Consider the following 12,150-nt stretch of genomic DNA (forward strand, 5'->3'; position numbering starts at 1 on the left):
ATTCCGGCACTTCCTACCGCCTGGCACCGCGCCCCGCGGCGAGCTCCGGACTCCCTCTTCTGCCGCGAGCAGGCGGGCTGCCCGGGTGACCGCGAGCCGGCCTCCGGACCAGCGGCGCAGCTCGGTGAGGTCGAGGATGACCGGCCCGGTGCCGCGCGAGACGGCCCAGCCGACGGCCCCGGTGAACCGGTCCACGGCGTCGGCACCCGGGAACCCGGCCAGGGACGGTACGCCGAGCTTCTCGTGCGTCGTGCATCGCCACTCGACGGTCGTGATCGGTTTCTCGCTCTCACAGGGGGAGGGTGATCCAGATGCTCTTGCCCTGGTCATCGGCGTCGGTACGCAGGACCGCGGTGCCGCCGAGGCCGAGGGTGAGTTCGACGACGGTCGCAAGTCCCCCGCGGTGCGCGAGATGGGCGTGCAGCAGAGAGGGTTGATACGGGTGGCGGTCGTGGACGGCGAACGCGAAGGCGTCCGGGCCGCCCGCGTAGATGACGGTGATGTTCGGGGACAGCGCCGAGGCGTGCCGCACGCTGTTGGTGACCAGTTCGCTCAGGATCAGCAGCGCGGGGCCGACGATCCGATGGGTCCGGTGGATGCCCCACTCGGTCACGACCTGCTCGGTGGTCTCCCGCGCGATCCGGACGGCGGAGCCCATGGCGGGGAGCGTCAGCACATGCCGGTACGGCAGGGTCTCGTGCTGACGGGCCATCAGGCCGTCTCGTGGGCGAGGCGGAAGCCGGTCACCGTCTGGGGGTGGATGCGTACGAGGGTGTCGTGCGGACCGTGAACCCAGCCGGGCAGGGTGCGGCGGTAGTGGGCGGCCTCGTCGGGGTCTGTGATGACCTCGGCCGGCCCGGCGGCGGTCACCGTCCACCCGGTGCCGCCGGCCACCGGTATCTCGTCCGCGTGGTACGTGAGCACGGTTCTGCCGGTGAAGGCCGCCGCCTGGGCGGGAGTGCGGACGACGAGGCGCCCGTACCGGAGCAGGTGCACGGCCGGGCGGACCACCGCGGTCTCGCGCTGGACGTACACCAGTAGTCCCTGGGCGGCACCCTCGAGCAGCCACAGAGCCTCGGTTCCGGAGACCTCGACCATGCGGCGGGAAACGGGCGTGCTCATCGGGATGCCTCCTCGCGGGCGGCGGCCTGTGCCGGGACGGCGGGCAGGACCCCGGCGCCGTGCAGATGGGCGCGGGCCCCGGCGATCGCCTCAGGAGTCGTGGCGTACTCCCGGCCTTCCAGGCCCAGTAGGTCCAGCGCCCCCACCGAGTCGAGGACCTGCCGCTGGCCGGGTCGTATCCCGGAGCTCATCACGACGATGCCGCGCCGGTTCAGCTTCTCGATCGCGTCCTTGAGGACGAGCGCCCCGGTGGCGTCCATCGTCGTGATGCGGGACATGCGCAGAATCACCACGCGTACGTCGGCGACCTCGCTCAGCTCCAGCAGGAAGCGGTGCGCGGCGGCGAAGAACAGCGGCCCGTCGATCCGGTAGGCGACGATGTGCTCGGCCAGCAGCGCGTGCTCCTCGTCGCTGTGGTCGGCCAAGTCGAGGGACGTCTGCTCCATCCGGGCCTGCCTGGCAACCGCCCGCAGCGCGAGCGCGCCGGCCACGACCAGCCCGATGATCACCGCGTAGACGAGATCCAGCGCGAGGGTGGCGACCGCCGTCAGGACCAGGACCAGTGCGTCGGAGCGGGTGGCCTTCGCCATCGCCCGCAGCGCGCCGACCTCGACCATGCGGATCGCGGTGGCCAGCAGCACCCCCGCGAGCGCGGCCAGCGGGATCCTCGACACCAGCGGAGCGGCCACGAAGACGACCACAGCGAGGACGGCGGCGTGCGTCAGGGCGGCGAGCCGCGAGCGCGCTCCGGTACGGACGTTCACCGCGGTACGGGCGATGGCGGCGGTCGCCGGAACACCGCCGAACAGCGGCGCGGCCAGGTTCGCGACGCCCTGCCCGAACAACTCCCTGTCCGGATCGTGCTGCTGCCCGACCGTCATCCCGTCCGCGACCGTGGCGGACAGCAGGGACTCCAGCGCGGCCAGCGCAGCCACCGCCAGCGCCGGGGCGACCAGCGAACCCAGCGCGGACAGATCGAGGAAGCCCAGCGACGGTGCCGGCAGCCCGGACGGCAGATCACCGATAGGGGCCGCATCATCCAGGTGGAAGAGCTGGGCGACGGCCGTCGCGGCGATGACCGCCAGGATCGAGAAGGGGACGGTCGGCCGCCACCGCGCGCCCAGCAGCATGACCGCGGCGACACCGGCCGCCAGGGCGACAGCAGTCCAGTTCGGCGTGCGCATGAACTCCTGGACGGCGTGCCAGGCCACCACCAGGACACGCTCGCCCTCCGGCTTTCCGACACCCAGGGCATTCGGCACCTGCTGGAGGAAGATCACGCAGGCGATGCCGAAGGTGAAGCCCTCCACCACCGGGGCCGGTACGTACCGCATGTACTTCCCGGCCCGGAGCAGGGCGAGCGCGACGAGCATCAGCCCGGCCAGCAGCCCCACGGCAAGCACCCCGCCCGGACCGTGCTCGGCGACGATCGGCACCAGCACCACCGTCATCGCCCCGGTGGGCCCGGACACCTGCAGATTCGAGCCGCCGAACAGGGCCGCGAGGGCCCCCGCGACCACCGCCGTCGCCAGGCCCGCCTCTGCGCCCAGACCTGAGGAGACACCGAAGCCGAGGGCCAGCGGCAGCGCGACGATCGCGACGGTGAGACCGGCGAGCAGATCGCGCCGGGGATTGCGCTTCATCGTGGCGAAGTCCGCTCGCGCAGGCAGCAGCGAGCGCACGGGGCTCCACATCCGATCCAGCAGCGCATTCACTTCGCCGCGACCTCGGCTTCCCGCAACTCCACCGGCAGCACGTTCCGACCCGAGAGCATCTCGGTCAGGATCCGCCGCGCGGCCCGCAGCAGATCCGCGGCATCCCCGCCCGCCGACCCGTGGAACACCGTCGGTGCCTCCCGCGCGGAAGCCGCGATCCCCGACCGGCGCAGCACCGCCGGCTGCTGCGACAGCACCGACGGTTCGACCTCGATCTCCGCGGGCAGGTCCCGCAACGGCATCGGCCCGTCCTGCAGCAGCTCCAGCACCCTGATCCGCACCGGATGGCCGAGCGTCCGGAAGAACTCGGCCTTGGCCTGACACGGCGGAACCGACACGACCCCTCACGCTTCCTCGTCGACGCATGAGCTGCGCCCGCGGCTACCTGCGGGCACAGCCTCTATAGCATGTAATGAATTGCGAAATTTTGCAATTCTGATAGTCGATATAAGGTGGCGCGGCGGCTGGACGGCCCTTCCTGGAGATGGGCTTCGACTCGCTGACCGCGGTCGAGCTGCGCAACAGGCCGGCCCGGGCCGTCGGGGTGCCGCTGCCACCGACGGTCGCCTTCGAGAACCCGACGCCCGCCGCGCTCGCTGCGTACATCGCCGACTCCGCGGCCGCCGCGGCCGCTGCCCCCGAGGGCACCGACAGCACCGCCACTGCCGCGCGGGCCGGCCCCTGGTCCAGGGTCTGCTGGACGGTGAAGACGACCTCCGCCCAGCGGGCGGCGAAGTCCTGCCCGTCCGGGGAGGAGCCCGCCTGGACGATGACGGGGTGGCCCTGCGGCGGGCGGGCGACGTTCAGCGGGCCCTGTACGGAGAAGTGCTCGCCGCTGTGCCCGAGGATGTGCAGCTTCTCCGGGTCGAAGAAGCGGCCGGATTCCTGGTCGTCGAGGAAGGCCCCGTCCTCCCAGCTGTCCCACAGCCCGGTGATGCCCTGCATGAACTCCCGGGCCTGCGGCGTCTGGTGCATGGGGCCTCCCCCGGCCCTCCGGGCCGAGGGGAAGATCGCAAGGCGGAGGATCATCCTCGTACTGGACGTACTTGGATGACTCCGACAACGCAGCGAGCGTGCGTGCCAGGCGTCGCGGGCCAGGAGGGACTTTCGCAACACGCCCTTGATCTTTAACCTCTGGGCCCGAACGGGTCCTCGTACTTGCTCACTCGGACTGGTAACTGCAGGACGTGCGGGCGGCCCTCGGCTGAGCATGTGATCCGACCAAGGAACACACAAGCTCAGCGCGAAGGCCGTGGGGATGAGTCTGTCGCATCATGCTGTCCGGCAGGATCCGTTTGCGGGACTGTCGCGATCGTTTTACAGACCCCTTGGGAGCTGACCGCGGTTCGGTTACGCGGCGGAACCGATGGCCTAGGGTTCTTGGCGAGCGTCCCCGAGCTCGCCGGTGCCACTCTTCTGGATCTCTTGAAGGACGTCGCGGAGCACGCTCTGCTCGGAGTCGCGCTCATGGAGAAGCTCCCCGATGCGGGCGGTTGCCGCCTCGCTGTCGGCCGGCAGTGCGGCGCGCACCAGCTGGCGCAACTCGGCGAGGCAGGCACCCTCGCCCCTGGGGACGCGGGCGATCACGGTGGCTGGCGAGACGTGATCGCGAGTCCGCCGTGTCAGGCGTGGTCGATGGCCGGCAAGTGCCTCGGGCTGGTGGACCAGCCACTGGTGCACCAGGCGATCGCCGACCTCGCCGCCGGACGCGACACCCGCGAGCAGCTCCTCGCCGTCTGCCGGGACGAGCGCAGCCTGCTGACCGCCGAGCCCATGCGCTACCTCCACGCCCTGAACACGGCTGGAGAGCCGGAGTGGGTTGCCATGGAGGAAGTACCGGACGTCCTGCCGCTGTGGAAGCAGTACGCGGCGATCCTGCGCTGCTGGGGATTCTCCGTCTGGACCGGTATCCTCAACGCCGCAGACTACGGCGTCCCCCAGACACGGAAGCGGGCCATCCTGCTGGCCTCCCGCCTCCGTACGGCGCAGCCACCCACGCCCACGCGCCCAACTCGCCGAACCAGACTCGCTGTTCGGTCCGGGCCGCGCCCGTCGGGTCAGCATGGCCGATGCCCTGGGATGGTTCCTGGGTCAGGATCCCGCGCTTCGACTACACCCCGTCCGAGCGTCTCCGCTTCGTCCTCAGCGTCGGCCACCCGCACCGGGCGAGCGAATGGTCCGACACCCCCGGCCGCCCCTTGGAAGACCAGCTCGCCGAGATCGCCCAAGAGGTCACCCTCCGCGGCGAAGCCGCCGAACGCAGACGCCTGGACGAGATCGAAGCGGCCCGCCAGAAACGCATCCGCTGGGAAGCCGCCATGGAAGAAGCCCGCATCCGGTATGCCGAGGCGTACCGCGTCAGGCATTTCGAAGCGCAGGAAGCGGCATGGCGCCACGCCATCCGACTGACCGAATACGTGAGCGCTGTACGCGCGCGAGTCGACGCCATGCCGCCGGGCCAGGCCAGAACCGAGGCCGAGGCATGGATCAGCTGGGCAGCGGCCACAGTGGAGCGCCTCGACCCACTGAACACACCGCCCCGGCTGACCGACATTCCCGAGCCACGCCCCGACGACCTGAAGCCCTTCCTCGGGCACTGGAGCCCCTACGGCCCGACCTACTGACGCCCGCTCCGCCAAACGTCCGGCCCGCCGAAGTACGGCGAACCGGAACCCGGCTGATTTTCCTTCAAGTTCCTGCAAAGCCAGCCCCCGGAAGCACGTCTTCCGCCCAGCATGACGTGCACCATCAGTCAGGTGACGCCCCGTCAGGACGAGCGTCATTTGAGCGTCACGAGCGTCATTTCAGCGTCAAGATATCGCCCGTAATACCCACAACGCACATAGTGGACATCGGCAAACCCGCAGGTCAGGAGCCCTTTGCGGCCGGCTCAAGGATCGCGACGCACTCCACATGATGCGTCATCGGAAACAGGTCGAACGCCCGCAGCGTCCGCGGCCGGTAGCCGTTCTCGCGGAAGTACGCCAGGTCCCGTGCGAGGGCCGCCGGGTCGCAGGCGACGTAGGCGATGCGGCGGGCACCGAGGCCCGAGACGTACTCGACGGTGGAGCGGCCGGCGCCCGCGCGGGGCGGGTCGAGGACGACGAGGTCGGCGTCGGTGATGCCGGTGCGGGGCAGGACGGACTCGACCTTGCCCTGCTCGATGCGCACCCGCGGCAGGTCCTGGAGGTTGTGGCGGGCGTCCTCCACCGCGCGCTTGCCGGACTCGATGCCGAGTACCGCGCCCTTCTCGCCGACGCGTTGGGCGATCGCTCCCGCGAACAGGCCGACGCCGCAGTAGAGATCGAGCGCGGTGTCGCCCTTGCGCGGCAGCAGGCCCTGCATCACGGCTTCGACGAGCGTCTGGGCCGCCTTCGGGTGGACCTGCCAGAAGCCGCCCATGCCGACCCGGTAGGTGCGGTCGTCGGCACGTTCGCGGACGAAGGGGCGGCCGTGGACCCGGTGCACGCTGCCGTCGCCTTCGTGGACCCGCAGCACGGAGACCGGTCTGTCGAGTTCCACGATCGGGAGCCGGGCACCGGGCTTCGGGGTGAGGATCACCTGGCGGTCCTGGGAGCCCGTCGCGGCGATGGCCTCGATCGAGGCCATGCCCTCCCAGGTCCGCTGCTCGATCCCGAGTTCCGAGACCCCGGGCGCCGCGATCATGCAATGCTCGACCGGTTCCACCTCGTGGGAGCGGTGCCTGCGCAGCCCCGCGCGCCCCTCCGCGTCGACGGCGTACTGCACCCTCGTACGCCAGGCCGGAACCTGGCCCGCGGGTAGTTTGTCGCCCTCCGCCGGCATGACGGTGCCGTCCCAGCCGGCCTCCTCCGGGGTGAGGCCCGCGAGCCGCTTCAGCTGCTCGGCGACGACCTCGCCCTTGAGGCGCCGCTGCGCACCCGGCTTGGCGTGCTGCCAGTCGCAGCCGCCGCACCGGCCGGGCCCGGCGTAGGGGCACGGCGCCTCGACGCGGTCCTTGGACGGCTCCAGGATGCGCACGGCGTCGGCGCGCAGATAGCGGGAGCCCTCCTCACCCTCGGTGATCCGGGCCACGACCTTCTCGCCGGGCAGCGCGTGCCGGACGAAGAGGACCCGGCCGGCGTCGGTGCGGGCGATGCAGTGCCCGCCGTGCGCGACGGGGCCGACCTCGACCTCGTACTCCTCCCCGACGAGCGAGGCATCGGAAGCGTTCGGCATGGCGGGATGACTCCAGGGATACGAGAGGGGGCCGTCGCCCGTCCGCGGACGACAGCCCCCCAGTCTACGTGGGCCGGAGGGTGCCCCGGCCCGTGCGGCCGGTGCCCGTACCCGTGTCAGCTCCGGCCGCTGGACTCCTTGGTCTGGTCGCTCACCGGGCCGCGGCGCACCGATCCGGGCGCGTTCCACTCCTGGCGCTTCCTGGCCCGCTTCTTGGCCAGCTCGGAGGACTGGAGCTGGTAGGGGACGGAGGTGACCATGACGCCGGGGGTGAACAGCAGCCTGCCCTTGAGGCGCAGGGCGCTCTGGTTGTGCAGCAGGTGCTCCCACCAGTGGCCGACCACGTACTCGGGGATGATCACACTGACGGCGTCGCGCGGGCTCTCCCGCCGAAGGCTCCTCACGTACTCGATGATCGGCCGGGTGATCTCGCGGTACGGCGAGTGGAGGATCTTCAGCGGGATGTTGATACCGCGCCGGTCCCACTCCTCCTTCAGCGCCTTCGTCTCCGCCGGGTCGACGTCGATGCTGAGGGCCTCCAGCTTGTCGGAGCGCATGAGCTTGGCGTAGGCGAGGGCCCGCAGGGTCGGCCGGTGGACCTTGGACACCAGCACGATGGAGTGGACCCGGGAGGGCCGGACGCTGTCGTCGGAGGGCTCGACGGGTGCGGCGATCTCGTCGGACACCCGGTCGTAGTGGCGGCGGATCGCCGACATGGTCCCGTAGAAGATCACCATGCCCAGGAGCGCCACCCAGGCGCCGTGAGTGAACTTGGTGACGAGGACGACGACCAGGACGAGACCGGTGAAGAAGGCGCCGAAGGCGTTGATCGCCCGCGAGCGGATCATGCGGCGCCGTGCGGCCGGGTCCCGCTCCGTCCGCAGATGGCGGTTCCAGTGCCGGACCATGCCGGTCTGGCTGAGGGTGAAGGAGACGAAGACACCGACGATGTAGAGCTGGATGAGCTTCGTGGAGTCGGCGCCGTAGACCCAGACCAGCAGCATGGCCGCGCCGGCGAGCAGCACGATGCCGTTGGAGAAGGCGAGCCGGTCGCCGCGGGTGTGCAGCTGGCGCGGCAGGTACCGGTCCTGGGCGAGGATCGAGCCGAGCAGCGGGAAGCCGTTGTAAGCGGTGTTGGCGGCCAGGAAGAGGACGAGCGCGGTGGCCGCGGCGAGCAGGACGAAGAAGAAGGTCTGCTCGCCGAAGACGGCTGCCGCCACCTGCGAGATCACCGGATCCTGGACGTAGCCGGGGCCGACCGGCTGTCCGTTCTGGACGAGGTCGTGGGCGGGGTTCTCGGCCATCCGTACGTCGCTGGCCATGGCCAGGCCGATGATGCCGCAGAACATGGTGACCGCGAGCATCCCCATGAACAGCAGTGTCGTGGCGGCGTTCCGGCTCTTGGGCTTGCGGAAGGCGGGGACGCCGTTGCTGATGGCCTCGACTCCGGTGAGCGCGGCACAACCGGAGGAGAAGGCGCGCAGCAGCAGGAAGACCATGGCGAAGCCGGCCAGGCCCTGCTGCTCGGGTCTGATCTCGAAGTCCGCGGTCGGGGCGCGCATGGTGTCGTCGAGGACGAAGCCCTTGAAGGCACCCCAGGCGATCATGGTGAAGACGCCGAAGACGAAGACGTACGTGGGGATCGCGAAGAGCTTCCCGGACTCCTTGACCCCGCGCAGGTTCATCAGGGTCAGCAGCAGGATTATGACGACGGCGCTGAGCACCTTGTGCTCGATCACGAAGTGGACCGCGGAGCCCAGGTTCTCCACTCCGGAGGAGATCGACACGGCCACGGTGAGGACGTAGTCGACGAGGAGGGCGCTGGCGACGGTGAGACCGGCCCTCGGGCCGAGGTTGGTGTTCGCCACCTCGTAGTCGCCGCCACCGCTCGGGTACGCGTGGACGTTCTGCCGGTACGAGGCGACGACGGTGAACATCAGGACCACGACGGCGGCCGCGATCCAGGGGCTGTACTGGTAGGCCGACACACCCGCGATCGAGAGGACGAGCAGCACTTCCCCGGGCGCGTACGCCACCGAGGACAGCGGGTCGGAGGCGAAGACGGGGAGCGCGATCCGCTTCGGCAGGAGCGTCTCTCCCAGCCTGTCGCTCCGCAGCGCCCGGCCGATCAGGATGCGTTTGGGCAGGTCGGTCAGTTTGGACACGGAGAGGATCGTAAGGGGTTCCTCTTGACGGCGCCCACCCGTGGGCCCCTCCGCCACGAAATCGCCTCCGCTCGGCCACGCTGCGGCAACGCAGCAGCCACGTAGTGCTACGTCATCGGGTCTACCGGCGGTATCGGCACCGCGGATGAGGGCAACGCGGGGAGCGCGTCATAAGCTCGTCTGGGGCGACCACCGCACTCTGAGCCCCGTCGTTGCCCGGCAGAGCCGAGAGAGAAGAGTGAGCAGGGTGTTTGCGCAGGTCATCGGGATGACCAGGACTGCGGGGTAGATAGGTGCACATCGTGATCATGGGTTGTGGGCGTGTGGGAGCCGCGCTCGCGCAGACCCTGGAGCAGCAGGGGCACACCGTCGCCGTCGTCGACCAGGACCCCACCGCCTTCCGCCGTCTGGGCTCCGGGTTCGGCGGGCGCCGGGTCACCGGTGTCGGCTTCGACCAGGACACGCTCCGCGAGGCGGGCATCGAGGAGGCCGGCGCCTTCGCGGCGGTCAGCAGCGGTGACAACTCCAACATCATCGCCGCGCGGGTGGCCCGCGAGATGTTCGGGATCGAGAACGTCGCGGCCCGCATCTACGACCCGCGGCGCGCCGAGGTCTACCAGCGGCTGGGCATTCCCACCGTGGCGACGGTCCGCTGGACCGCGGACCAGATGCTCCGCCGGCTGCTGCCCTCCGGGGCGGAGGAGCTGTGGCGGGACCCGAGCGGCGCGGTGCAGCTCGCCGAGGTCCACACCTCCCCGGCCTGGATCGGCCACAAGGTCAGCCGGCTGCAGGAGGAGACCGGTGTGCGGGTCGCGTTCCTCACCCGGCTGGGCGAGGCGGTCCTGCCGACTTCCCAGACCGTGCTGCAGGAAGGCGATCTGGTGCACGTGATGATGCGCACGGACGAGATCGAGAAGGTCGAGGCGGCGTTCGCCCAGGGTCCCGAGGAGGGCGGTCACTGATGCGGGTCGCGATTGCCGGGGCCGGCGCGGTGGGCCGTTCCATCGCGGGAGAGCTGCTGGAGAACGGGCACGAGGTGCTCCTGGTCGACAAGGCGCCCACCGCCATCTCGGTGGAGCGGGTGCCGCAGGCGGAGTGGCTGCTGGCCGACGCCTGTGAGATCACGTCGCTGGACGAGGCGGCGCTGCAGCGCTGCAACGTGGTGATCGCGGCGACGGGTGACGACAAGGTGAACCTCGTCGTCTCCCTGCTCGCGAAGACCGAGTACGGCGTGCCGCGCGTGGTGGCCAGGGTGAACAACCCCAAGAACGAGTGGCTGTTCAACGAGTCGTGGGGCGTCGATGTCGCGGTGTCCACGCCGCGTCTGATGTCGGCGCTGGTCGAGGAGGCCGTGAGCGTCGGCGACCTGGTGAGGCTCCTCCGCTTCAGCCACGGCGACGCCAACCTCGTCGAGCTGACCCTGCCGCCGGAGTCGGCGCTGGCCGGCACGCAGGTGGGCGACGTGGCCTGGCCCGAGGACACCTCGCTGGTGACGATCATCCGGGGGCCCCGGGTGCTCACTCCGCACGACGAGGAGACCCTGGAGCCGGGCGACGAGCTCCTCTTCGTGGCCGCGCAGGCGCGCGAGGAGCAGCTGGAGGACCTGCTGTCGGACCGCCGCGAGGACCCGACGACGGCGGGCTGACTCCGCACGGAACGCGGAAGGCCGATCGCCGGACGGGCTGGGGGATCGATCCAGTCGGTCCGGCGATCGGCCTTCCGGCTGCCGGCGCCCCGGAGGGCGTCGGTGGCGGAGGTCCGTGCGTGCCCGGGCGGTTACGCCTCGCCCTCGCGGGCCGCGGCCGCCTTGCGGGCCTCCTCGGCGCGCTCCTGCTCCTCCATCTCGGCGAAGACGTCGATGGGCGGCGGGGCCTTCGCCAGGAAGACCCAGGTCAGATAGACCGCCAGCAGGAACGGCGGGATCTTCAGCGCGACCAGCACCCAGCCGAGCTGGGTCGTGTCCGCCCACCAGTAGAGCGGGAAGAGGATGGCGCACTTGGCGAGCAGGATCAGGCCCCATGCCCAGCTGGCCTTGGCGTAGGCCTTCTTGCGGCCGGGGTTGCGGGTGCGCCAGGAGAGGTTCTCCTTGAAGACCGGCCCGAGGATGAGGCCGATCAGGGGGACGCCCGCCAGGGTCGTGATGATGTACGCGAGGGCGAGGCCCAGCGTGTACAGCATGCCCGGCAGGTAGAAGTCCTTGGCGTTGCCGGTCATCATCGCGAACACGACGCCGAAGGCCACACCGAACACGCCGCTGAAGGCGTGCTTCACGGTGTCCCGGCGGACGAGCCGGACGGCGACGAGGGCCAGGGACAGCCCGAGGGCCGCGATGGCCGAGATGTGCAGGTCCTTGTTGATCGTGTAGATCGTGACGAAGAGCAGTCCGGGCAGGACCGTCTCGACCGTGCCCCGGATACCGCCGAAGGCCTCGAACAGGGCCGCTTCGGTCACGGCCTTGGCGTGCCGGCCGTGGCCGTCGTCGTCCTGTTCCTGCGTGGTCGGCTTGTCGAGGGACGTCACCGGCTACTCCTGTCCGAGCGGTCGGAGCTCGTATTTGGGATTGAACAGCACCCGCCGGCCCTGGCTCATGGAGATCCGGCCGGAGGCGATCATCTTGCGGCCCGGTTCTATGCCCACGATGGAGCGCCGGCCCAGCCACACCACGTCCAGCGCCGCGGACCCGTCGAAGAGTTCCGCCTCCAGGGCCGGGACTCCGGCCCGCGGACGCAGGGTGACCGTGCGCAAGGTACCAGTCACCTTCACGATCTGCCGGTCGCCGCAGTCGCAGATCGGCGTGCAACCCGATGCCTGCGCGTCCTCCTTGAGCTCCGCGGACTCGAGTTCCTGCTGGGAGCTGGACAGACGGTCGAGCATCCGCCGGAAGCGACCTGCCGGCTTCTCGGCGTTCCCGGATCGAGGTACAGCACTCATGGTGAAAGCGTACCGGGGCG

General features: G+C 70.4%; 11 protein-coding genes and 3 pseudogenes. 5 read left to right on the top strand and 9 right to left on the bottom strand.

Features of this window, described 5'->3' with window-relative positions; genetic code table 11:
• Positions 1-289: 289 nt before the first annotated feature.
• Genes FEF34_RS08850 through FEF34_RS08865 form a run of 4 tightly spaced genes read right to left on the bottom strand, consistent with a single transcriptional unit; the run spans position 290 to position 3,175 of the window.
• The gene (locus FEF34_RS08850) at positions 290-712 is read right to left on the bottom strand and encodes an ATP-binding protein (protein ID WP_138052652.1); all 423 of its coding nucleotides are present in this window, start codon (positions 710-712) and stop codon (positions 290-292) included.
• Positions 712-1,122, bottom strand: a complete 411-nt coding sequence (locus FEF34_RS08855; protein WP_138052653.1) for a pyridoxamine 5'-phosphate oxidase family protein — start codon at positions 1,120-1,122, stop codon at positions 712-714. The genes FEF34_RS08850 and FEF34_RS08855 overlap by 1 nt, the downstream gene beginning before the upstream one ends.
• Entirely contained in the window at positions 1,119-2,837 is a 1,719-nt protein-coding gene (locus FEF34_RS08860; RefSeq protein ID WP_138052654.1) for a SulP family inorganic anion transporter, read from the bottom strand. The genes FEF34_RS08855 and FEF34_RS08860 overlap by 4 nt, the downstream gene beginning before the upstream one ends.
• Complete coding sequence (locus FEF34_RS08865) at positions 2,834-3,175, bottom strand: ArsR/SmtB family transcription factor (protein WP_138052655.1); 342 nt, start codon at positions 3,173-3,175, stop codon at positions 2,834-2,836. Before FEF34_RS08865 ends, FEF34_RS08860 begins: the two co-directional genes overlap by 4 nt.
• A gap of 146 nt (positions 3,176-3,321) precedes the next feature.
• On the opposite strand from FEF34_RS08865, the pseudogene FEF34_RS42735 reads away from it, so the two are divergent.
• Positions 3,322-3,384, top strand: a pseudogene (locus FEF34_RS42735) (acyl carrier protein); the annotation flags it as partial.
• A gap of 122 nt (positions 3,385-3,506) precedes the next feature.
• Here the strand turns inward: FEF34_RS42735 and FEF34_RS43900 are convergent.
• A pseudogene (locus FEF34_RS43900) lies at positions 3,507-4,049 on the bottom strand (LLM class flavin-dependent oxidoreductase); the annotation flags it as partial.
• A 390-nt stretch (positions 4,050-4,439) separates the two neighbouring features.
• Here FEF34_RS43900 and FEF34_RS08875 point away from each other — a divergent pair.
• Positions 4,440-4,920 (top strand): annotated as a pseudogene (locus FEF34_RS08875) (DNA cytosine methyltransferase); the annotation flags it as partial.
• Positions 4,907-5,461 (top strand): hypothetical protein, encoded by a 555-nt coding sequence (locus FEF34_RS42745; RefSeq protein ID WP_234042341.1) that lies wholly within the window; start codon positions 4,907-4,909, stop codon positions 5,459-5,461. The pseudogene FEF34_RS08875 and the gene FEF34_RS42745, both read left to right, overlap by 14 nt.
• A gap of 244 nt (positions 5,462-5,705) precedes the next feature.
• Here FEF34_RS42745 and FEF34_RS08885 read toward each other — a convergent pair whose 3' ends face one another.
• Positions 5,706-7,034 (bottom strand): class I SAM-dependent RNA methyltransferase, encoded by a 1,329-nt coding sequence (locus FEF34_RS08885; RefSeq protein ID WP_138052657.1) that lies wholly within the window; start codon positions 7,032-7,034, stop codon positions 5,706-5,708.
• 116 nt (positions 7,035-7,150) lie between these two features.
• Entirely contained in the window at positions 7,151-9,199 is a 2,049-nt protein-coding gene (locus FEF34_RS08890) for an APC family permease (protein ID WP_138052658.1), read from the bottom strand.
• A gap of 293 nt (positions 9,200-9,492) precedes the next feature.
• Between FEF34_RS08890 and FEF34_RS08895 the strand changes: the two genes are divergently transcribed.
• The gene (locus tag FEF34_RS08895) at positions 9,493-10,161 is read left to right on the top strand and encodes a potassium channel family protein (RefSeq protein ID WP_138052659.1); all 669 of its coding nucleotides are present in this window, start codon (positions 9,493-9,495) and stop codon (positions 10,159-10,161) included.
• Complete coding sequence (locus FEF34_RS08900; protein ID WP_138052660.1) at positions 10,161-10,844, top strand: potassium channel family protein; 684 nt, start codon at positions 10,161-10,163, stop codon at positions 10,842-10,844. Before FEF34_RS08895 ends, FEF34_RS08900 begins: the two co-directional genes overlap by 1 nt.
• A gap of 131 nt (positions 10,845-10,975) precedes the next feature.
• Here the strand turns inward: FEF34_RS08900 and FEF34_RS08905 are convergent, their stop codons facing one another.
• Both FEF34_RS08905 and FEF34_RS08910 read right to left on the bottom strand, forming a co-directional pair.
• Positions 10,976-11,719 (bottom strand): DUF3159 domain-containing protein, encoded by a 744-nt coding sequence (locus tag FEF34_RS08905; protein WP_138052661.1) that lies wholly within the window; start codon positions 11,717-11,719, stop codon positions 10,976-10,978.
• Positions 11,720-11,722: 3 nt separating this feature from the next.
• Positions 11,723-12,130, bottom strand: coding sequence for an OB-fold nucleic acid binding domain-containing protein (locus tag FEF34_RS08910; protein ID WP_138052662.1), 408 nt, complete (start codon positions 12,128-12,130; stop codon positions 11,723-11,725).
• Positions 12,131-12,150 lie beyond the last annotated feature (20 nt).

The organism is Streptomyces marianii, from assembly GCF_005795905.1.
Taxonomy (GTDB): Bacteria; Actinomycetota; Actinomycetes; order Streptomycetales; family Streptomycetaceae; genus Streptomyces; species Streptomyces marianii.

Excerpts from the sequence above, each read along its gene's own strand:
- FEF34_RS08910 (WP_138052662.1), bottom strand. The coding sequence starts at position 12,130 with ATGAGTGCTGTACCTCGATCCGGGAACGCCGAGAAGCCGGCAGGTCGC.
- FEF34_RS08850 (WP_138052652.1), bottom strand. The coding sequence starts at position 712 with ATGGCCCGTCAGCACGAGACCCTGCCGTACCGGCATGTGCTGACGCTC.
- FEF34_RS08885 (WP_138052657.1), bottom strand. The coding sequence starts at position 7,034 with ATGCCGAACGCTTCCGATGCCTCGCTCGTCGGGGAGGAGTACGAGGTC.
- FEF34_RS08900 (WP_138052660.1), top strand. The coding sequence starts at position 10,161 with ATGCGGGTCGCGATTGCCGGGGCCGGCGCGGTGGGCCGTTCCATCGCG.
- FEF34_RS08855 (WP_138052653.1), bottom strand. The coding sequence starts at position 1,122 with ATGAGCACGCCCGTTTCCCGCCGCATGGTCGAGGTCTCCGGAACCGAG.
- FEF34_RS42745 (WP_234042341.1), top strand. The coding sequence starts at position 4,907 with ATGCCCTGGGATGGTTCCTGGGTCAGGATCCCGCGCTTCGACTACACC.